General features: G+C 61.4%; 17 protein-coding genes. 12 read left to right on the forward strand and 5 right to left on the reverse strand.

Annotated elements, in window-relative coordinates; genetic code table 11:
- Window positions 1-128 precede the first annotated feature (128 nt).
- Entirely contained in the window at window positions 129-731 is a 603-nt protein-coding gene (locus CKW35_RS11650) for a peroxiredoxin (RefSeq protein WP_012273884.1), read from the reverse strand.
- A gap of 224 nt (window positions 732-955) precedes the next feature.
- On the opposite strand from CKW35_RS11650, the gene CKW35_RS11655 reads away from it, so the two are divergent.
- On the forward strand, window positions 956-1,174 hold the full coding sequence (locus CKW35_RS11655) for a bacterioferritin-associated ferredoxin (protein ID WP_016488781.1): 219 nt from the start codon (window positions 956-958) through the stop codon (window positions 1,172-1,174).
- A gap of 201 nt (window positions 1,175-1,375) precedes the next feature.
- Window positions 1,376-1,849 (forward strand): bacterioferritin, encoded by a 474-nt coding sequence (gene bfr, locus CKW35_RS11660; protein WP_016488782.1) that lies wholly within the window; start codon window positions 1,376-1,378, stop codon window positions 1,847-1,849.
- Window positions 1,850-1,906: 57 nt separating this feature from the next.
- On the opposite strand, the gene grxD is transcribed toward bfr, so the two are convergent.
- Window positions 1,907-2,242, reverse strand: a complete 336-nt coding sequence (gene grxD, locus CKW35_RS11665; protein ID WP_016488783.1) for a Grx4 family monothiol glutaredoxin — start codon at window positions 2,240-2,242, stop codon at window positions 1,907-1,909.
- 91 nt (window positions 2,243-2,333) lie between these two features.
- Window positions 2,334-4,442, reverse strand: coding sequence for a molybdopterin-dependent oxidoreductase (locus tag CKW35_RS11670; RefSeq protein ID WP_060520013.1), 2,109 nt, complete (start codon window positions 4,440-4,442; stop codon window positions 2,334-2,336).
- Window positions 4,443-4,804: 362 nt separating this feature from the next.
- Here CKW35_RS11670 and argF point away from each other — a divergent pair, with 362 nt between their 5' ends.
- Window positions 4,805-5,725, forward strand: coding sequence for an ornithine carbamoyltransferase (gene argF / locus CKW35_RS11675; RefSeq protein ID WP_016488785.1), 921 nt, complete (start codon window positions 4,805-4,807; stop codon window positions 5,723-5,725).
- Window positions 5,722-6,831 carry an ABC transporter ATP-binding protein gene (locus CKW35_RS11680; RefSeq protein ID WP_016488786.1) on the forward strand — a complete coding sequence of 370 codons (1,110 nt, stop codon included), beginning with the start codon at window positions 5,722-5,724 and terminating at the stop codon, window positions 6,829-6,831. Before argF ends, CKW35_RS11680 begins: the two co-directional genes overlap by 4 nt.
- Before the next feature lie 34 nt (window positions 6,832-6,865).
- On the opposite strand, the gene ybaK is transcribed toward CKW35_RS11680, so the two are convergent.
- Window positions 6,866-7,336, reverse strand: a complete 471-nt coding sequence (gene ybaK / locus CKW35_RS11685; RefSeq protein ID WP_016488787.1) for a Cys-tRNA(Pro) deacylase — start codon at window positions 7,334-7,336, stop codon at window positions 6,866-6,868.
- Window positions 7,337-7,639: 303 nt separating this feature from the next.
- Between ybaK and CKW35_RS11690 the strand changes: the two genes are divergently transcribed.
- The 4 genes from CKW35_RS11690 to glpD all read left to right on the forward strand — a co-directional run bounded on the left by CKW35_RS11690 (window position 7,640) and on the right by glpD (window position 12,703).
- Window positions 7,640-8,491 (forward strand): MIP/aquaporin family protein, encoded by an 852-nt coding sequence (locus CKW35_RS11690; RefSeq protein WP_095115972.1) that lies wholly within the window; start codon window positions 7,640-7,642, stop codon window positions 8,489-8,491.
- Window positions 8,492-8,542: 51 nt separating this feature from the next.
- Entirely contained in the window at window positions 8,543-10,042 is a 1,500-nt protein-coding gene (gene glpK / locus CKW35_RS11695; RefSeq protein ID WP_016488789.1) for a glycerol kinase GlpK, read from the forward strand.
- Between the two features lie 101 nt (window positions 10,043-10,143).
- Window positions 10,144-10,899, forward strand: a complete 756-nt coding sequence (glpR, locus tag CKW35_RS11700) for a DNA-binding transcriptional repressor GlpR (protein ID WP_016488790.1) — start codon at window positions 10,144-10,146, stop codon at window positions 10,897-10,899.
- 274 nt (window positions 10,900-11,173) lie between these two features.
- On the forward strand, window positions 11,174-12,703 hold the full coding sequence (gene glpD, locus CKW35_RS11705) for a glycerol-3-phosphate dehydrogenase (RefSeq protein ID WP_095115974.1): 1,530 nt from the start codon (window positions 11,174-11,176) through the stop codon (window positions 12,701-12,703).
- A 37-nt stretch (window positions 12,704-12,740) separates the two neighbouring features.
- Here the strand turns inward: glpD and CKW35_RS11710 are convergent, their stop codons facing one another.
- Window positions 12,741-16,868 carry an NEL-type E3 ubiquitin ligase domain-containing protein gene (locus CKW35_RS11710; RefSeq protein ID WP_070086454.1) on the reverse strand — a complete coding sequence of 1,376 codons (4,128 nt, stop codon included), beginning with the start codon at window positions 16,866-16,868 and terminating at the stop codon, window positions 12,741-12,743.
- Window positions 16,869-17,208: 340 nt separating this feature from the next.
- Here CKW35_RS11710 and CKW35_RS11715 point away from each other — a divergent pair, with 340 nt between their 5' ends.
- From CKW35_RS11715 to CKW35_RS11730, 4 genes are all read left to right on the forward strand, one after another.
- Complete coding sequence (locus CKW35_RS11715) at window positions 17,209-18,126, forward strand: glutamate/aspartate ABC transporter substrate-binding protein (RefSeq protein ID WP_016488793.1); 918 nt, start codon at window positions 17,209-17,211, stop codon at window positions 18,124-18,126.
- 142 nt (window positions 18,127-18,268) lie between these two features.
- The gene (locus CKW35_RS11720) at window positions 18,269-19,015 is read left to right on the forward strand and encodes an amino acid ABC transporter permease (RefSeq protein ID WP_016488794.1); all 747 of its coding nucleotides are present in this window, start codon (window positions 18,269-18,271) and stop codon (window positions 19,013-19,015) included.
- On the forward strand, window positions 19,016-19,687 hold the full coding sequence (locus CKW35_RS11725) for an amino acid ABC transporter permease (RefSeq protein WP_016488795.1): 672 nt from the start codon (window positions 19,016-19,018) through the stop codon (window positions 19,685-19,687). It begins immediately after the preceding gene.
- Window positions 19,684-20,418: an amino acid ABC transporter ATP-binding protein gene (locus CKW35_RS11730; RefSeq protein WP_016488796.1), complete on the forward strand. Its 735-nt coding sequence runs from the start codon at window positions 19,684-19,686 to the stop codon at window positions 20,416-20,418. Before CKW35_RS11725 ends, CKW35_RS11730 begins: the two co-directional genes overlap by 4 nt.
- The last annotated feature ends 18 nt before the right edge of the window (window positions 20,419-20,436 follow it).

Below are 20,436 nucleotides of genomic sequence, written 5' to 3' on the forward strand. Positions count from 1 at the left end.
CCACAGGTTCACCTTTGCCGTCAGGCATGCAGAGAATCGGTGGGAGTGGGCGCGCCCGCGAAGAGGCCGGCACAGAACGGCATAAAAAAACCGGCCAACGAGGGCCGGTTTTTTTATGCGAGCGGCAATTACAGCTTGCCGGCGTTCTCGCTCAGGTAGGCAGCAACGCCTTCTGGCGAAGCGTTCATGCCTTTGTCGCCTTTTTTCCAGTTGGCAGGGCAGACTTCGCCGTGCTCTTCGTGGAACTGCAGGGCGTCGACCAAGCGCAGCAGCTCGTCCATGTTACGGCCCAGTGGCAGGTCGTTGATGATCTGCGAGCGTACAACACCGTTGGTGTCGATCAGGAAGGCGCCACGGAAGGCCACGCCGCCTTCGGACTCTACGTCGTAGGCTTTGCAGATTTCGTGGGTCATGTCGGCAGCCAGGGTGTACTTCACCTGACCGATGCCGCCGTTGTTGACCGGGGTGTTACGCCAGGCGTTGTGGGTGAAGTGCGAGTCGATCGACACGCCGATCACTTCGACGTTGCGCGCCTGGAAGTCAGGGATGCGGTTGTCCAGGGCGATCAGCTCGGACGGGCAGACGAAGGTGAAGTCCAGCGGGTAGAAGAACACCAGGCCGTACTTGCCCTTGATGGCCGAAGCCAGGTTGAAGCTGTCGACGATCTCGCCATTGCCCAGCACGGCTGGAACGGTGAAATCGGGGGCTTTCTTACCAACGAGTACGCTCATTGTAATCTCCTGATGAGGGTGAAAAACCGTTTGCCGGGCCAGACGGGCTTGCCCGACATCCAACAAAGGCCGACCATCATACACGGCTTCTGATGACAGGCCGAATCCATCAGGCAGACAACCACCGGTCGCTCAAGCACGGCCTTTTCAGAAAGCACTTTGACAAGCATTCTCATTCACATTAAGCTCCCATCCATCGACTCAACCCGCGATGGTCAGCCCTTATGTATGTGTGTCTTTGTGTCGGCGTCACCGACGGACAGATCCGCGATGCGATCTATGAAGGATGCTGCAGTTACAAGGAAGTGCGAGCCGCGACCAATGTCGCAAGCCAGTGTGGCAAATGCGCCTGCCTGGCCAAGGAAGTGGTCCGCGAGACCCTGACCGAGCTGCAGGTCAGCCAGGCAGCCCTGCCCTACCCCGTGGAATTTACCGCAGCCTGAAAGCCCCTGATTCCAAGAACCGGACCCTGTGTCCGGTTTTTTTATGCCTTAAATTCAATAAGTTAGCGCTCCAACGCGGTTCACAAACATTCTTATTCCTATTAATTTTCACTTATTATTCAATAACTTAGGTTTGACACTCTTAAGTATCGGGCTCAAACTTCACTGTATTGGCACACTTCTACAGGGCAGGAACCCGAAATGAAAGGCGACGTAAGCGTCATCCAGCATCTCAACAAGATCCTCGGAAACGAGCTGGTCGCGATCAACCAGTACTTCCTGCACGCACGCATGTATGAAGATTGGGGCCTGAACAAACTCGGCAAGCACGAGTACAAGGAATCCATCGATGAGATGAAGCACGCTGACAAATTGATCAAGCGTATTCTCTTCCTTGAAGGCATCCCCAACGTTCAGGACCTGGGTAAGCTGCTGATCGGCGAGCACACCAAGGAAATGCTCGAGTGCGACCTGAAGCTCGAAAAGAAAGGCTTGGCCGACCTGAAGGCAGCCATTGCCCATTGCGAAACCGCTGGCGACTTCGGCTCGCGTGACATGCTCGAAGATATCCTCGAATCCGAGGAAGAGCATATCGACTGGCTGGAAACCCAACTGGGTCTGATCGACAAGATCGGCATCGAAAATTATCTGCAGTCGCAGATGGGCGAAGAGTAAATATTCGCCCCATAAAAAAACCCGCGATCAGCGGGTTTTTTTATGCTTGCCGGAAAATCAGGCTTCGGAAGCCTTGGCTTTGGCAGCAGCGTCCTTGATCAGGGTCTGCAGCTCGCCGTTCTGGAACATTTCCAGCATGATATCGCTACCGCCAACCAGCTCGCCGGCTACCCACAGCTGCGGGAAGGTCGGCCAGTTGGCATATTTGGGCAGGTTGGCACGGATTTCCGGGTTCTGCAGGATGTCGACGTAGGCGAACTTCTCGCCACAACCCATCACAGCTTGCGATGCCTTGGCCGAGAACCCGCACTGCGGGGCATTCGGCGAGCCTTTCATGTAAAGCAGAATGGTGTTGTTGGCAATCTGCTCTTTGATCGTTTCGATGATATCCATGTAGCACCTCGGCTTAACTTTGCGACGCTGTTGTCGGCACGGTGGCGCATTGTAACGGAAAGCCGAGCAGCGTGCTCGGCCTTACTGTTCCTTACGCGGCCTCCACCTGCACAGGTACGCCATTGAGCGCAGCGTTGCCGGACACCGGGTCGCGAAAGCGCTCGTCGGTCAGGTCGTTGGCACTCACGCCGGCTTGCGCCTGGGCGATCTGCAGGTGCACACCCTGACGAGCATGACCGTAGCCATGGGGCAGGCTGACCACACCGGGCATCATGTCCTCGCAGGCTTGCACCTCGACTTCGAGATCACCCGTACGCGAGCGGATACGCACCCGCTGGCCGTCCTGTAGTTGCCGTTGCTGCAAGTCTTGCGGGTGCATCAACAGCTGATGCCGTGGTTTGCCTTTCACCAGACGGTGGAAATTGTGCATCCACGAGTTGTTGCTACGCACATGGCGGCGGCCGATCAACAGCAGTTCACCCGGTACAGGAGGTGCCAGTTGCGTCAGGCGGCGCAGGTCGTCCAGCAACACCTGGGGTGCGGCTTCGACAGCCTGACTGGCAGTCGCCAGGCGTGCAGCAAGGTTGCTGCGTAAAGGGCCCAGGTCCAGGCCGTGCGGATGATCGTCCAGTGTTGCGAGGGAAAGGCGCCAAGGTGTTGCTTGGCCATAGCGCCCCTTGCGCAAGGCCAGATCGATCATCTGCGCAGGCGCCAAGGTCGGCTTCAATTCAAGCCCGGCACGCCTGGCAAACGCCTGGGCCAGGCCGACGAAGATCTCCCAGTCGTGCAACGCCCCGTCCGGCTTGGCCAGAATCGCCCGGTTGAAGCGGGTGACGTTGCGCACGGCCAGCAAATTGAAGGTGCTGTCATAGTGGTCGTTTTCCAGCGACGACGTGGACGGCAGGATCAGGTCGGCATGGCGCGTGGTTTCGTTGATGTAGAGGTCGATGCTGAGCATGAACTCCAGGCCTTGCAGTGCCGCATCCAGCTGACGGCCGTTAGGCGTGGACAGCACCGGGTTGCCAGCCACTGTCACCAAGGCGCGAACCTGCCCTTCGCCCGGTGTAAGCAGCTCTTCGGCCAGGGCCGCCACAGGCAGCTCGCCGCCGTACTCGGGCAAGCCCGACACCCGGCTCTGCCAGGCGTTGAAATGGCCGCCGGAGGTGGCAGCCACCAGGTCGACAGCGGGCTCGGTGCACAAAGCGCCGCCTTCACGGTCGAGGTTGCCGGTTACCAGGTTGATCAGTTGCACCAGCCAGTGGCAGAGGGTGCCGAAGGCTTGGGTCGAAACGCCCATGCGGCCATAGCACACGGCTTTTTCTGCCGCGGCGAAGTCCCGTGCCAGCTGGCGAATCTGCGTGGCGGCAATACCGCAGTGCGTGCTCATGGCTTCGGCGCTGAACGGTGCAAGCGCTTCGCGCACCTGCTGCAGGCCGTTGATCGGCAAGTGCGAACCTTGCGCCAGGCCTTCCTCGAACAGGGTGTTGAGCAGGCCGCACAACAAGGCCGCATCTCCGCCCGGGCGGATAAACAGGTGGGTATCGGCCATGGCCGCCGTTTCGCTGCGCCGAGGGTCCACCACCACCAGGCGCCCGCCCCGGCCAAGCAGGGCCTTGAGGCGCTTTTCCACATCGGGCACGGTCATGATGCTGCCGTTGGAGGCCAGCGGGTTGCCGCCAAGAATCAGCATGAAGTCGGCGTGGTCGATATCCGGAATCGGCAGCAGCAGGCCATGGCCATACATCAGGTGGCTGACCAGGTGTTGTGGCAGCTGGTCCACCGAGGTGGCCGAGAAACGGTTGCGTGTCTTGAGCAGGCCGAGGAAGTAGTTGCTGTGGGTCATCAAACCGTAGTTGTGCACGCTTGGGTTGCCCTGGTAGACCGCCACGGCATTGCGCCCGTGAGCCTGCTGGACCGCCCACAACTTTTCGGCGGCCAGGGCAAAGGCCTCGTCCCAGCCGATGGCCTGCCAGCGCTCCCCTACCCGCTTGTGGGGCTGGCGCAGGCGGTCAGGGTCGTTCTGGATGTCCTGCAAGGCGACGGCCTTGGGGCAGACGTGGCCACGGCTGAACGGGTCCTGGGGGTCGCCCTTGATCGAGCTGATTAGCGCCTGCCCGTCAGCTTCATGGCTGACTTCGATGTTCAGCCCGCAGATTGCTTCGCACAGGTGACAGGCACGGTGATGCAGGGTCTTGGTCATGGCCGCCTCTGCCTTGTTGTTGTCGAACAGTGACTATGCGCCCGGTCCCAGCCCCCCGCCAGCGCCCTTCGCCGCGTGAATCCACCGACATCAGGCACACGATTTGCGACAGCCATTTGCCAAATTGCCAGCAAGCCCTGTACAACCTCGTGTAGCAAATAAAAAACAGCACAGGCCGCCGGGTGAAGACACCCTTTGCAATCAGGCCGCTGTTCCCCCTTGGCTTCAGGCGACATTTACTTATAGTATTGCGCCTTTCCCTATTTTCGTCCGCCCCGTGCGGCTTACGCCGCAGGTCAATCCCGTTGTCAAAAAAAACCATACGGTCGACCTGCATACCGTTGCAGATAAGGTAGTCAATCATGAGCGCTAGGCACTTTCTCTCCCTGCTGGACTTCACCACCGACGAATTGCTCGGGGTGATCCGCCGCGGCATCGAGCTGAAGGACCTGCGCAAACGAGGCGTGCTGTTCGAGCCCCTGAAGAACCGGGTGCTGGGCATGATCTTCGAGAAATCCTCGACCCGTACCCGCGTGTCGTTCGAGGCTGGCATGATCCAGCTGGGCGGCCAGGCCATCTTCCTGTCGCCACGCGACACCCAGCTGGGCCGTGGCGAGCCGATCGGTGACAGCGCCATCGTGCTGTCGAGCATGGTCGATGTGGTGATGATTCGTACCCACGCCCACAGCACCCTGACCGAGTTCGCCGCCAAATCGCGCGTACCGGTGATCAACGGCCTGTCCGACGAGTCGCACCCGTGCCAACTGCTGGCCGACATGCAGACCTTCCTCGAGCACCGCGGCTCGATCCAGGGCAAGACCGTGACCTGGATCGGCGATGGCTTCAACATGTGCAACTCCTACATCGAGGCCGCCAGGCAGTTCGATTTCCAGCTGCGCATCGCCTGCCCAGAAGGCTACGAGCCGGATCAGCGCTTCATGGCGCTGGGCGGTGACCGCGTACAGATCATCCGTGATGCCAAGGAAGCCGTGCGTGGCGCACACCTTGTGGTTACCGATGTCTGGACTTCCATGGGGCAGGAGGAGGAAACTGCACGGCGCCTGGCGCATTTCGCGCCTTACCAGGTCACCCGCGAACTGCTCGACCTGGCGGCACCCGATGTCCTCTTCATGCACTGCCTGCCCGCCCACCGTGGCGAGGAAATCAGCCAGGACCTGCTCGACGACCCACGTTCGGTCGCCTGGGACGAGGCTGAAAACCGCCTGCATGCACAGAAGGCGCTTCTCGAATTTCTTGTAGAACCGGCTTACCACCACGCATGAGTCAACCCCTACTGCTCAACCTGCGCAACCTCGCCTGCGGCTACGGCGACCAGCGCATCGTCCAGAACCTCAACCTGCACCTGAACGCAGGCGACATCGGTTGCCTGCTGGGTTCATCCGGTTGCGGGAAAACCACCACGCTACGCGCCATTGCAGGTTTCGAACCGGTGCATGAAGGCGAGATCCAGTTGGCCGGCGAGGTCATTTCCCGCGCTGGCTTCACACTGGCCCCGGAAAAGCGCCGCATCGGCATGGTGTTCCAGGACTACGCGCTGTTCCCGCACCTGACCGTGGCGCAGAACATTGCCTTTGGCATCGCCAAGCACCCACGCCAGGCCGCCGTCATCGAAGAGATGCTCGAACTGGTCAAGCTGGGGGGCCTGGGCGGGCGTTACCCGCATGAGCTGTCTGGTGGCCAGCAGCAACGGGTCGCCCTGGCCCGCGCGCTGGCGCCTGAACCGCAGTTGCTGCTGCTCGACGAGCCGTTCTCCAACCTTGACGTGGAGTTGCGTCGGCGCCTGAGCCATGAGGTTCGCGATATCCTCAAAAGCCGTGGCACCAGCGCCATCCTGGTTACCCATGACCAGGAAGAAGCCTTTGCCGTCAGCGATCAGGTCGGTGTGTTCAAGGAGGGGCGCCTGGAGCAGTGGGACACGCCCTACAACCTTTACCACGAACCACAGACGCCGTTCGTGGCCAGCTTCATTGGCCAGGGCTACTTCATCCGTGGCCAGATGAGCAGCCACGAGGCCGTCAATACCGAGCTGGGTGAACTGCGCGGCAACCGTGCCTACATCATGGCGCCCGGCAGTTCGGTGGACGTGCTGCTGCGCCCCGACGATATCGTGCATGCACCCGGCAGCGCGCTGCAGGCGAACATCATCGGCAAGAGCTTCCTGGGGGCATCGACCCTGTACCGCCTGCAATTGCCGACCGGCAGCCAGCTGGAAGCAATCTTCCCTAGCCATAACGACCATGAGGTCGGTGAGGATGTGGGGATTGAGGTGCAAGCTGATCACCTGGTGCTGTTCCCGGTGCCTGGCAGCGTTGCGGCGCAGTTGCCGCAGCAGGAGAATGGCGTGCGTCGGTACAGTTCCGCGACCTGATTGCAGATTCCTGGGCCGCTTTGCGGCCCAGATCTCAGCCTCTGCCGATCCCGGCAAACTTGCCCTGGGTATGCTCGGCCAGCACCGCCGCCGCCAACTCCACTTCCAACCCGCGCCTACCGGCGCTGACATGGATAGTTGCAAAATTTTGCGCCGAGTCATCAATAAAGGTGCGCAGGCGCTTCTTCTGCCCCAACGGGCTGATCCCACCTACCAGATAACCCGTAGCCCGCTGCGCCGCCGCCGGGTCTGCCATCTCGCATTTCTTTACCCCGGCAGCGTGGGCCAAGGCTTTGAGGTCCAGGGTACCCACCACAGGCACCACCGCTACCAGTAACTCCCCTTTCTCGCTGCTCGCCAACAAGGTCTTGAACACTTGCTGCGGGTCCAGGCCAAGCTTTTCCGCTGCCTCCAGACCGTAAGAAGCCGACTTGGGGTCATGCTCATAACTGTGCACACGGTGTTCGGCGCGATGCTTCTTCAACAGGTCTAGGGCGGGGGTCATGCAAAGGCTCCGGTCTGGGACGGCTCGGCGGCTACTTTAGGACAAATCCCACATCCCAGCCAGCGCACCACAATCGCGCGCCTCTAGTACGGGGATCCGCGGCTGATTTTACGGGCCATTTCGTGACTGGTCGTTCACTTTCGACCTTTGACATCAGCGTTTCTTGTCTATATTTTTTCGCATCTGAACAAATGGCGCACTTTTAAGGTGCGTTTCCTGTATCTGCCCGGGGTCAATGGGGATCGACACCGGGCTTTGCTGTCGAGCGCCACGCGCCTCACAACAAAAAAAACGAGGTCATACATGACGACTGCTCTACGCCAACCCACGCTGTCCAGCCAGTGCCTGGCCGAGTTTCTCGGCACTGCCCTGCTCATCTTCTTCGGCACCGGCTGTGTTGCCGCGCTCAAGGTCGCCGGCGCCAGTTTCGGCCTTTGGGAGATCAGCATCATCTGGGGCGTCGGCGTAAGCATGGCGATCTATCTCACGGCCGGCATTTCCGGCGCGCACCTGAACCCGGCGGTGAGCATCGCCCTCACCCTGTTCGCCGGTTTCGACAAGCGCAAGCTGCCCTTCTACGTGCTGGCCCAGGTATGCGGCGCGTTCTGTGGCGCGGCGCTGGTCTACACCCTGTACAGCAATCTGTTCTTCGATTTCGAACAGGCCCATGCGATGTTGCGCGGTAGCGAAGCCAGCCTGGAGCTGGCCTCGGTGTTCTCCACCTACCCGCACCCGTCGCTGTCCACCGGCCACGCGTTCCTGGTTGAAGTAGTCATCACTGCTATCCTGATGGCCGTGATCATGGCCCTGACTGACGACAACAACGGCCTGCCACGTGGCGCCATGGCCCCGCTGCTGATCGGCCTGCTGATCGCGGTGATCGGCAGCGCCATGGGCCCGCTGACCGGTTTTGCCATGAACCCTGCCCGCGATTTCGGGCCAAAACTCATGACCTTCCTGGCCGGTTGGGGTGAAATCGCCTTCACTGGCGGTCGGGACATACCGTATTTCCTGGTTCCGGTGTTCGCACCGATCCTTGGCGCCTGCCTGGGTGCCGCGACCTATCGCGGCCTGATTGCCCGCAACTTGCCAATGGCACCTGCCGCGAACCCTGAGACAAATGACAATCGCCAGGGCGATACTCAAGCCAATTGATGCCGGCAACACGCACAGCCCTGACCTCCTATTCTTGCAAGGCCTACGACCATGACAGACACCCAGGACAAGAACTACATCATCGCCCTGGACCAGGGCACCACCAGTTCGCGTGCCATCATTTTCGACCGCGACGCCAATGTGGTGGGCACCTCCCAGCGCGAGTTCGCCCAGCACTATCCGCAGGCGGGCTGGGTCGAGCACGACCCGATGGAAATCTTCGCCACGCAGAGCGCGACCATGGTCGAGGCCTTGGCACAGGCAGGCATCAGTCATGCCCAGGTCGCCGCAATCGGCATCACCAACCAACGCGAAACCACCGTGGTATGGGACAAGGAAACCGGCCGCCCGGTTTACAACGCCATCGTCTGGCAGTGCCGCCGCAGCACCGAGATCTGCGCCCAGCTCAAGCGTGACGGCCATGAAGACTACATTCGCGAAACCACCGGCCTGGTCACCGACCCATACTTCTCCGGCACCAAGCTGAAGTGGATCCTCGACAATGTCGAGGGCGCTCGCGAACGCGCCGAGCGTGGCGAACTGTTGTTCGGCACCATCGATACCTGGCTTATCTGGAAGTTCTCGGGCGGCAAGGTGCACGTCACCGACTACACCAATGCCTCGCGCACCTTGATGTTCAACATCCATAGCCTGCAGTGGGACGACAAGCTGCTGGAAATCCTCGGCATCCCGCGGCAGATGCTGCCCGAGGTTCGTTCTTCTTCCGAAGTGTACGGCCATACCAAGAGCGGGATTGCCATTGCCGGCATTGCGGGTGACCAGCAGTCGGCACTGTTCGGCCAGATGTGCGTGGAGCCGGGCCAGGCCAAGAACACCTACGGCACTGGCTGCTTCCTGCTGATGAACACCGGCGAACAGGCGGTCAAATCGTCCCACGGCCTGCTCACCACCATCGCCTGCGGCCCGCGCGGCGAGGTGGCCTATGCGCTGGAAGGCGCGGTGTTCAACGGTGGTTCCACCGTGCAGTGGCTGCGTGATGAGCTGAAGATCGTCAACGACGCCCTGGATACCGAGTACTTCGCCAGCAAGGTCAAGGACAGCAACGGCGTCTACCTGGTGCCGGCCTTCACTGGCCTGGGTGCACCGTACTGGGACCCCTATGCCCGTGGTGCGCTGTTCGGCCTGACCCGCGGCGTGAAGGTGGACCACATCATCCGCGCTGCACTGGAGTCGATCGCCTACCAGACCCGCGATGTGCTCGATGCCATGCAACAGGACTGCGGCCAGCGCCTGTCCGAGCTGCGTGTGGACGGTGGCGCGGTGGCCAACAACTTCCTCATGCAGTTCCAGGCCGATATTCTCGGAACGTGCGTAGAACGCCCGCAAATGCGCGAAACCACGGCCTTGGGCGCTGCCTACCTGGCCGGCCTGGCCTGCGGCTTCTGGAGCGGCCTGGACGAACTGCGCGACAAGGCGATCATCGAGCGCGAGTTCAGCCCGCAGCTGGATGAAACGCAGAAAGAGAAGCTGTACGCCGGCTGGAAGAAGGCCGTCGAACGCACCCGTGACTGGGAAGATCACGAGGCGTAAAGCACATGGGGGCCGCCATGCGGCCCCCATCGTCTACTGGCCGTCATCCCCTTCCTACGGCATCATTGCAGAATTTGTCCGGCTGCCCCAAAGGACCGCCCATGAATCTGCCACCCCGCCAACAACAAATCCTCGAACTGGTGCGCGAGCGCGGTTACGTCAGTATCGAAGAAATGGCGCAGCTGTTCGTCGTGACACCCCAGACCATCCGTCGTGATATCAACCAGCTTGCCGAACTCAACCTGCTTCGCCGTTACCACGGTGGCGCGGCGTATGACTCCAGTATCGAGAACACGGCCTACGCCATGCGTGCCGACCAGATGCGCGACGAAAAGCAGCGTATCGCCGACGCCGTGGCCCGGCAGATTCCTGACCATGCCTCGGTGTTCATCAACATCGGCACCACCACCGAATCCATCGCCCGCGCACTGCTCAACCACAACCACCTGAAGGTCATCACCAACAACTTGCACGTGGCGGCGATCCTGGCTGCCAAAGACGATTTCGAAGTGCTGGTGGCGGGTGGCACGGTGCGCCGCGACGGCGGTGTGGTCGGCCAGGCCAGTGTCGACTTCATCAACCAGTTCAAGGTGGATTTCGCCCTGGTGGGTATCAGCGGCATCGACGAGGACGGCAGCCTGCTCGACTTCGACTACCAGGAAGTGCGGGTATCCCAGGCGATCATCGCCAATGCCCGGCAAGTGATCCTTGCCGCGGACTCCAGCAAATTCGGACGCAACGCCATGGTGCGTCTGGGCTCGATCAGCTTGGTCGACTGCCTGGTGACTGACCAGGCGCCTACCCCTACCCTCACTCAGTTGCTGAACCAGTACAAGATCCGCCTCGAGGTGGTTTGAGGGCTGACGGGTGCTTGTCGCAACATTTTTGGCGCCTGTGAGATCGTGCGCCGCGCGGGCGGCGCTCGATCTCACAGGCGCCACAACTATTCCGGCATGCACCCGCCAACCTCAAACCATACAGCCGAAATTTTCGAAAATGTTCACTTTATTGTCATCCAATCAGTTTTTTCTATAAAGACTGACTGGCGACGGGCTTTCTGTTGCGCTAGTATTTTCGGAAACGAACATCAATGTTCATATTCGATGTGAACAGCCTCAGGAGGCCTTGCCCGTGTCCCAGCCCGTTTCGTCCCAGCCACCACTCGCTGACTGCTATGACCTCGCCGTGATCGGCGGTGGCATCAATGGCGTGGGCATCGCTGCCGACGCCGCCGGGCGCGGCTTGAAGGTGTTCCTTTGCGAAAAGGACGATCTGGCGCAGCACACCTCGTCGGCCAGCAGCAAGCTGATTCACGGTGGCTTGCGCTACTTGGAGCACTACGAGTTCCGCCTTGTGCGCGAAGCCTTGGCTGAACGCGAAGTGCTGCTGGCCAAGGCACCGCACATCGTCAAACCGATGCGTTTCGTTCTACCCCATCGCCCACACCTGCGCCCGGCCTGGATGATTCGCGCCGGCCTGTTCCTGTATGACCACCTGGGCAAACGCAAGCGCCTGGGGGCCTCGCGCAGCCTGCGCTTTGTCCCGGGTTACCCGCTCAAGCCGGCGATCACCCGCGGCTTCGAATACGCCGACTGTGCAGTGGACGACGCGCGGCTGGTGGTGCTCAATGCCATGGCCGCCCGTGAGCATGGCGCGCACATCCATACCCGCACCCGCTGCCTGCGCGCAGAGCGCGTAGACGGCGTATGGCAGGTCGAATTGCAGCATGCCGATGGCACCCTGCAGAGCATTCGTGCTCGCGCCCTGGTCAACGCCGCCGGCCCATGGGTCGCCAGTTTCATCAAGGACGACCTCAAGCTCGATGCGCCGTACGGCATCCGCCTGATTCAGGGCAGCCACATCATCGTGCCGCGCCTGTACGAAGGGGAACATGCCTTCATCCTGCAGAACGAAGACCAGCGCATTGTCTTCTGTATCCCTTACCTGGACCGGTTCACCCTGATAGGCACCACTGACCGCGAGTACAGCGGCGACCCTGCCAAGGTGGCGATCACCGAACAGGAAACCGACTACCTGTTGAAAGTGGTCAACGCGCACTTCAATCATCAACTCAGCCACGGTGATATCCTGCACACCTACTCCGGCGTGCGCCCGCTGTGCAACGATGAATCCGACAACCCGTCTGCCGTCACACGTGACTACACCCTCGCGCTTAGCGCAGCGTCTGGCGAGGCGCCATTGCTGTCGGTGTTTGGCGGCAAGCTGACCACCTATCGCAAGCTGGCGGAGTCGGCCATGAGCGAACTCAAGCCGTTCTTCAGCCAGATGGGCAAAAGCTGGACTGCCGACGCACCATTGCCCGGCGGTGAAGACATGAGCACGCCCCAGGCATTGGTCGAAGCGCTGCTGGCACGGCATCAATGGCTGGCAGGGGACATCGCCAAACGCTGGGCGGTGACCTATGGCAGCCGCACCTGGCAACTGCTGGACGGCGCACAGGGCCCGGAAGACCTGGGCCAGGCCATGGGGGGTGGCTTGTTCACCCGCGAAGTCGACTACCTGCGTGCGACCGAGTGGGCCGTCACCGCCCAGGACATCCTGTGGCGGCGCAGCAAACTTGGCCTGTTCACCAGCCCCAGCGAGCAGCGGGCACTGGCCGATTACCTGGCTCAAGGCGACGCCCGCAGCAACGCCGCCTGAACCGCCCGGGCGACCGCCAGCCGGTCGCCCCCTCCCCTTAGGCTTCCCGCTGGTACGCCTCACGGGCCAATTCCAGGTACAGTTCGCGCTCTTGGGCATTGAGCGACTCCATCAACGCAGCGGCGCGCTCCAGATAGCGCTGCTCGCCCGCTTCTGCGACCTCGCGCTCGGCCTGCTCCAACTGTTCATGAAAGGGAGCAGCCAGCGCTTCGAAGCGCTCCAGGTAACGGGTACGCACATGCTCTTGCCAGAAATCGCGCTCCGCCAGTGCGCGGCTGAGCACCTCGATGTTCTCTCCCGCCAGCACTTCAGCGCCCGCACGCCGTACCTGGGTTGCCGTCACACGGCTGTGTTCGGGGTAATTCATGTGCCCAGGTTGCGCTGGCAGCCCAAGCCGCTCAGCCAGGTTGACGCGGTAGGCGAGGTAAACCTCGATATCATCCACGGCAGCGTAAGGGTCACGGCGCAGCTCCTGAATATGCCGGGCGGCGATGCTGTCCACCTGATCCAGGCGATACAGGGAACGCCCCAGGGGCAGCAATGCCTGTTCGGCCTGGATGGCAGAACCGTTACCGGGCGAACTCAGGGCAATGTGGGCCCTGACTTCCAGCTGACTGAGAATCAGCAGCAGCCGGTCCTCACAGGTCCGGCGCCCTTGGGTCTGCCAGAACACGGCTTCGCGTACGTCGGTGTTGTCGGTACACAGCTCCAGAATCCGCCATACCCTTGCTCGGTAATAGCGCGGGTGTTCGATGAAGTCGTCAGAGCCGGCGAAATCTGCCAGAAAACGAAACAGGTCTGCCGACTGCGGCTCCTCGGCCAGCTGGGTCCAGATCTGCATGCGCCGGGTGCGTACCGCCTCGCTTGCACTTCCCAGCCATTCCTCAAACGTGCCGACATCGGCAACGGCATGATGATAGGAGCTGCTGCGGTTGACCGGCGAATCGCTGAGGCTACTGGCAATCGACGCCTCGCTCGCTTCGTCCAGAGGGTTGTCATGCAACGACAGGCGTTGCAGACGGGCGCCCAGTGTGCGCAGATGCCCGGTGACCTGGCGGATCTGGTTTTCCCGCATGTCCACCAGGCCACGCCACGGCATCGCAGCTTCATCGGGCAAGGTTTGCAGCCCGGTTGCGCGCAGCGATACCTCACGCAAGTGGCGCAAGCTTGAAAGGTCAGGCACCTGACCCAACGGGTTGTAGTTCAGGTCGAGCACCTGGAGTGACGTGAGGCTGGCCAGCCTTTGGCTGCCTGGGGTATCGACGATGATCTGGTTACCCGCCAGATGCAGGCTGCGCAGGCCGGTAAACTGCTCCAGGCCAACCGGCAAACGGGTCAACTGGTTGTTGCGCAAGTCGAGTTCGCGAAGGTGAGTGAACCTGCGCAGAAAATCCTCTTCGATCTGCTCAAGGGCCATATTGCGCAACGTCAGGCGCCGAACATGGCCAAAGTCGATGTCCGCCGGCAAGCTCGGCAGGCTGCCCACTTCTTCGCCGTCGATATGCAGTGAAAAATCGTCACCGGCGAGGCCAGCGGTCTTGCGCCGCCAGGTCCGCCGTATCTGGTTGGCCACACGTTGCCTGCGCAGGCCGTCCATGAAGCTCACGCGCTGGCGTTGCCAGGTGTCCAGCGCCTCGCGCAAACTGTGCAGCTGCCGCTGAAGCTGGCTGAGGTGGTCCCACAGGCCCACCCCGCGGTCCGCAAGATTGCGCAGATAAGCGTCCAGCTGTGCGTCAGTCAAGGTCGGGAAAATGTCATGGATGCCGCTACGGATTGCCCGCCGGCTGCTTTCGCCCCCTCCACTGAGTGCATAACCGACGCGGCTGTCGATTCGCAGCGGCGGACGATAGCGTTCTGCAATAGGCGTCAGCCCCATCAACTTCGCCGTTCTTTCCCGATCCGCACTGGCCAGACGCGCAATCCGGTCGCCGAGTTCATGCGCCGTGAGCTGGCTTGCGCCAAGCATGGCCTGCTGCCCCGCGTCCAGCGTGTGGATCAGGCATGGCAGAAGGCCCTGGCCCAGTACCGGGGCGTGGGCATCGGCCAATTGATAACCCTGTTCGGTGTGGATGATGGTTCTGATATCAGTTGCGTTGACGTCCCCGCTGGCGGTTACCAGACGCCCCCCCGCCTCACCCAGGCGCAACTCGATACGCATCGAAGCCGGCCAAGGGGCCCGATGAGCAATCCATCCCAGTATCACACGCTGGGTATCGGCATTTACCGCTCCTTCGTGCTCGAATCCCATCAACGCACGGTCCACCCGGCTCTCGCGCAAGAACCAGCGGGCACGCTCGGCCAAGACCAGCGGCACCCGGCCACTGTCCAGCAAGGCCTTGATCTGTGCCCCACTGGCCAAGGCAAGGATCTCTTCGACGCCACGCACCGACAAGCCGGGGAAGACCTTGATCAGCGAAGCCCCCGCAACCGATGCCTTATCTTGCCCGGCGGCCAGCTCTCGTTCGAATGCGCGCCCCTGCAGATGAGGCTCAGACGCATGGAGCTCGTAGCGTTCATGGGCATCGCGCAGGCGCGCAGGGCCGGGCTCACCTTGCAGGTGCAAATGGCGCAACTGCTCGTGATCCAGGCCGGTGATACGCAGGAGCGTTTCAGCCTGTTGGTCAGGGATTTGCGCCAGGGCGCCGTCAAACCTGCGCATCAGCGCACCACCACCCTCCAGATAATGAGCAGAAGGCGGCCAGTGCGCCAGCCTGGCCCGGCCCTCGCCCTCGTGTAGGGGCCTCAACGCATCGACAAAGGGCACACGTTCGAGCACACGGCTTACGCCCACATGCACAGCGCCCACCACGGCGCCGGCCGCCAGGTTCTGCGCCACGCCCATGAGGTGATCGAGCGCCCCCTGACGGTCGCCGAGGCGCCAGTCCTCATAGCCTTTGTACACCTCGCTGACCACATCCACCGCTGCCACGGCGAACATCACCTCGCCCAGTACCGGAATGAACAGTGCCGCCAGATTCAGTGTATCGAGCCCTGCACTCTTGAGGACCTCCAGCCGCTCATGGCGCTCGATAGCGGCCTCGTCAGCGGTCGGCACCGCCAGGATTCTTGCATCATCGAGCATCTTGTCTACCTGCAAGCCACGCAGGTAGGCAAAAAGCGGTGTCTCGATGGCGAAATGCCGTCCATCCAGAACCGCGGGTGCCTGCGCACTGCTCGCCGCGATCAAGCGCTCAAGGGTTGCCGTGAAGGTCGGCCTGTCCCGTTCGCTGATGAAGCGACTGAAAAACCAGCGGTAGTGGGGCGCGCGCATGCGCTTGGCCAGCCACAGGTAAAAAGCCTCCCAGGAAGCGTGCTTGGCCACCGCTCGCTGCGGGTCCAGGGGGATCCAGCTGACGATGCCTTCCAGCGGCCCGTCAGCGTGTTCGCGCAACTCCAGCGTGACCACCCCATGGATACGCTTGCCCAGCAGGTACAACTGACGCGGTGTGACAACGCCAGTGACCGCAGGCACGACAGGTTTGGCGGCGAACACAGGCAACAAGCGCAGGTAGTCGACCTCGTCCAGCTCGGACTTGATGCGGGCCATGCGCACCGCAACATCCATCTTCGCCCGCAAGCTCTCTTCAAGCATGCGCTGCACCGCTTCCCGGGCCAGGTTTTCAGGCGCTGGCGGCCGGCTTTTCGGGAACAGCTGGGCGCGCAACTTTTGCTGGTACTGCCCACCGATATCGAGTTTCCGGCAGCAGCGGGCAAACGCCTCATAGGTCAGCGCCAGCTTGCTCCCCTGCGCGTCCTGCAGGTGGGCACGCCGCATGAATGACGGCACGGTATCGGCTTCGTGGAAGTTGTGCAGCGCGGCCGTGAGTAAAGGTTGCACGCTGTAGAGCGTGCGCCAAGGCGTATGCAGGCGGGGCGCAGCGCTGGGCATCGGCACATCATCCTCGATGTACACCCGCATGCTGCGCACATCGACGTCGGCCAGCCCCTCGGCGCGCAATGCCGGCTCGAGCACCTGTGTGGCAAAGGCCTCCAGGCTGGGTATGCTGGCCAGCGTTTCCTTTACACGTTCGGCTGCTGCCTGCTGAGTGCGCAGCGCCCGGTGCAAGGTCAACAGAAGGTCGGCATCGGCCGTTTTCAACCAATCCGCCATCTGGCGGGCAATGAAGGCGTCGACGGAATCAGAAGGTATCGGGATCACGGACACGGCAGGAGCTCCACAAGATGAAGCTGCAAGCTCAACAGCTCGCCTTAAGTGGCGGGTGTTACTTAATGCTGGCGCACCGCGGTCAGAGCGCCGGCATTCGTTCGGATAGCCGAACGCGATACCGCCCCTCGTTCGGTAACCCGACAACAGAAGAATGCTCAAAAACCTTCATACAGGGTTCATGCCCAGGCTTTGCGCGGGGTTATGATCATTGGCAGGGCTTGGCACGACTCATGCTCTACACTTGGTAGCCGAATGCACTCGCTTCTTGCTGTATTCGTTGAACGAAAGAGTCCGCCAACGGCTCCATAAAAAAAACAAACACGTCGAGGAAAATTTGATGCGTATCGTTCGTCAATTGCTGGGCGCCGCCATCGCGGCCGCTGTGATCGCTTCGCCGGCCATGGCCGAAGAACTGACTGGCACCCTGAAGAAGATCAAGGAATCGGGCACCATCACCCTGGGCCACCGCGACTCCTCCATCCCGTTTTCCTACCTGGCCGGCAAACCCGAGCCCGTGGGCTACTCGCATGACATCCAGCTGGCTGTCGTCGACGCCCTGAAGAAGCAACTGGGTACGGACATCAAGGTCCGTTACAACCTGGTAACCTCCCAGACCCGCATCCCGCTGGTGCAGAACGGCACCGTCGACCTTGAGTGCGGCTCCACCACCAACAACGTCGAGCGCCAGCAACAAGTCGGCTTCTCGGTCGGCATCTTCGAAGTCGGTACCCGCCTGTTGACCAAGGTCAAGGACGGTCAACCTGCATACAAAGACTTCCCGGACCTGGCCGGCAAGAACGTGGTGACCACCGCCGGTACCACCTCCGAGCGCATCCTCAAGGCGATGAACGCCGACAAGCAAATGAAGATGAACGTGATTTCCGCCAAGGACCACGGTGAAGCCTTCAACATGCTCGAAAGCGGCCGCGCCGTGGCCTTCATGATGGACGATGCGCTGCTGGCCGGTGAAATGGCCAAGGCACGCAAGCCATCCGACTGGGTCATCACCGGTACCCCGCAGTCGTACGAAATTTACGGCTGCATGGTGCGCAAGGAAGATGAGGCGTTCAAGAAAGCGGTCGACGACGCCATCGTGGGCTACTTCAAATCGGGCGAAGTCAACAAGAGCTACGACAAGTGGTTCAATCAGCCGATCCCGCCTAAAGGCCTGAACCTGCAGTTCCCGATGAGCGACGAGCTGAAAAAGCTGATCGCCGAGCCGACCGACAAGGCTGCGGACGAGAAGAAGTCCTGATCCTCAGATAGTGGCCTGGTGCTCAACAGCACGAATCAATTCTGCAGGCCACTCATTAGTGTCTAACCTTTCATCCGAGGGCGCCAAGCGCCCCCGGATGCTCGAAGGTGCCCGTGAAACAACCGTCTGAGGGGAAATCCCGATGAATTACAACTGGGACTGGGGCGTGTTCTTCAAGTCCACCGGCGTGGGCAGCGAAACCTATCTGGACTGGTACATCACCGGCCTGGGCTGGACCATCGCCATCGCCATCACCGCCTGGATCATTGCGCTGCTGCTGGGGTCACTCCTCGGTGTCATGCGTACCGTGCCGAACCGTCTGGTATCGGGCATCGCTACCGCCTATGTGGAACTGTTCCGCAACGTGCCACTGCTGGTGCAGCTGTTCATCTGGTACTTCCTGGTGCCGGACCTGCTGCCGGAAGGCTTGCAGGAATGGTTCAAGCAGGACCTCAACCCGACTACCTCGGCGCTGATCAGCGTGGTCGTCTGCCTGGGCCTGTTCACCGCCGCCCGCGTCTGTGAACAGGTACGTACCGGTATCCAGGCGCTGCCCAAAGGCCAGGAAGCCGCCGCACGCGCCATGGGCTTCAGCCTCCCGCAGATCTACAACAATGTGCTGCTGCCGCAGGCTTACCGGATCATCATTCCGCCGCTCACCTCCGAGTTCCTCAACGTCTTCAAGAACTCCTCGGTGGCATCGCTGATCGGCCTGATGGAACTGCTGGCGCAAACCAAGCAGACCGCCGAGTTCTCCGCCAACCTGTTCGAGGCGTTCACCCTGGCCACGCTGATCTACTTCACCCTGAACATGGGCCTGATGCTGCTGATGCGCATGGTCGAGAAGAAAGTCGCCGTGCCTGGCCTGATTTCCGTGGGAGGCAAGTAAATGGACATGGATTTCAGCGAAATCATCCCGGCCCTGCCAGCCCTCTGGGAAGGTATGGTCATGACCCTGCAGCTGATGGTCATGGGCGTTGTCGGCGGTATCGCACTGGGCACCATCCTGGCGCTGATGCGCCTGTCGTCGAGCAAGCTGCTGTCACGTGTGGCAGGTGCCTACGTCAACTACTTCCGCTCGATCCCGCTGCTGCTGGTGATCACCTGGTTCTACCTGGCGGTGCCGTTCGTGCTGCGGTGGATTACCGGCGAAGACACGCCAGTGGGTGCGTTCACCTCTTGCGTGGTAGCCTTCATGATGTTCGAGGCGGCGTACTTCTGCGAGATCGTGCGTGCCGGCGTGCAGTCGATTTCCAAAGGCCAGATGGGCGCCGCGCAAGCGCTGGGCATGAACTACGCGCAGACCATGCGCCTGATCATCCTGCCCCAGGCCTTCCGCAAGATGACCCCGTTGCTGCTGCAACAGAGCATCATCCTCTTCCAGGACACCTCGCTGGTATACACCGTGGGCCTGGTGGACTTCCTCAACTCGGCACGTTCCAACGGCGATATCATCGGGCGCTCCCATGAGTTCCTGATCTTCGCCGGCGTCGTCTACTTCATCATCAGCTTCTCCGCTTCGTGGCTGGTCAAGCGCCTGCAAAAAAGGATCACCGTATGATTTCCATCAAGAACGTCAACAAGTGGTACGGCGACTTCCAGGTACTGACCGATTGCAGCACCGAGGTCAAGAAAGGTGAGGTGGTGGTAGTCTGCGGCCCGTCGGGCTCGGGCAAGTCCACCCTGATCAAGTGCGTCAACGCGCTGGAGCCGTTCCAGAAGGGCGACATCGTGGTCGACGGCACGTCGATCTCCGACCCGAAGACCAACCTGCCGAAGCTGCGTTCGCGGGTGGGCATGGTGTTCCAGCACTTCGAACTGTTCCCGCACCTGACCATCACCGAGAACCTGACCATTGCGCAGCGCAAGGTGCTGGGCCGCAGCGAGGCAGAAGCCACCCAAAAGGGCCTGGCCCTGCTCGACCGTGTAGGGCTCAGCGCCCACGCCAAGAAGCACCCCGGCCAACTCTCCGGCGGGCAGCAGCAACGCGTGGCCATCGCCCGCGCCTTGGCAATGGACCCGGTCGTCATGCTGTTCGACGAACCCACCTCGGCACTGGACCCGGAAATGGTCAGCGAGGTGCTGGACGTGATGGTGCAACTGGCCCACGAAGGCATGACCATGATGTGCGTGACCCACGAGATGGGCTTTGCCCGCAAGGTCGCCAACCGGGTCATCTTCATGGACAAGGGCAGCATCATCGAAGACTGCACCAAGGAAGAGTTCTTCGGCGATCAGAGTGCCCGCGACCAGCGCACCCAGCACTTCCTCAGCAAGATCCTGCAGCACTAATCCGGCCACTGCATCCGC

The organism is Pseudomonas sp. Irchel 3F3 (genome assembly GCF_900187545.1).
In the GTDB taxonomy this organism is placed as follows: Bacteria; Pseudomonadota; Gammaproteobacteria; order Pseudomonadales; family Pseudomonadaceae; genus Aquipseudomonas; species Aquipseudomonas fortuita.

Coding starts and splice junctions, on each gene's coding strand:
- glpK (WP_016488789.1), top strand. CDS start 8,543: ATGACAGACACCCAGGACAAGAACTACATCATCGCCCTGGACCAGGGC.
- CKW35_RS11655 (WP_016488781.1), top strand. CDS start 956: ATGTATGTGTGTCTTTGTGTCGGCGTCACCGACGGACAGATCCGCGAT.
- CKW35_RS11715 (WP_016488793.1), top strand. CDS start 17,209: ATGCGTATCGTTCGTCAATTGCTGGGCGCCGCCATCGCGGCCGCTGTG.
- bfr (WP_016488782.1), top strand. CDS start 1,376: ATGAAAGGCGACGTAAGCGTCATCCAGCATCTCAACAAGATCCTCGGA.
- CKW35_RS11725 (WP_016488795.1), top strand. CDS start 19,016: ATGGACATGGATTTCAGCGAAATCATCCCGGCCCTGCCAGCCCTCTGG.
- CKW35_RS11650 (WP_012273884.1), bottom strand. CDS start 731: ATGAGCGTACTCGTTGGTAAGAAAGCCCCCGATTTCACCGTTCCAGCC.
- ybaK (WP_016488787.1), bottom strand. CDS start 7,336: ATGACCCCCGCCCTAGACCTGTTGAAGAAGCATCGCGCCGAACACCGT.
- glpR (WP_016488790.1), top strand. CDS start 10,144: ATGAATCTGCCACCCCGCCAACAACAAATCCTCGAACTGGTGCGCGAG.
- CKW35_RS11730 (WP_016488796.1), top strand. CDS start 19,684: ATGATTTCCATCAAGAACGTCAACAAGTGGTACGGCGACTTCCAGGTA.
- grxD (WP_016488783.1), bottom strand. CDS start 2,242: ATGGATATCATCGAAACGATCAAAGAGCAGATTGCCAACAACACCATT.
- CKW35_RS11680 (WP_016488786.1), top strand. CDS start 5,722: ATGAGTCAACCCCTACTGCTCAACCTGCGCAACCTCGCCTGCGGCTAC.
- CKW35_RS11720 (WP_016488794.1), top strand. CDS start 18,269: ATGAATTACAACTGGGACTGGGGCGTGTTCTTCAAGTCCACCGGCGTG.
- argF (WP_016488785.1), top strand. CDS start 4,805: ATGAGCGCTAGGCACTTTCTCTCCCTGCTGGACTTCACCACCGACGAA.
- CKW35_RS11690 (WP_095115972.1), top strand. CDS start 7,640: ATGACGACTGCTCTACGCCAACCCACGCTGTCCAGCCAGTGCCTGGCC.
- CKW35_RS11670 (WP_060520013.1), bottom strand. CDS start 4,442: ATGACCAAGACCCTGCATCACCGTGCCTGTCACCTGTGCGAAGCAATC.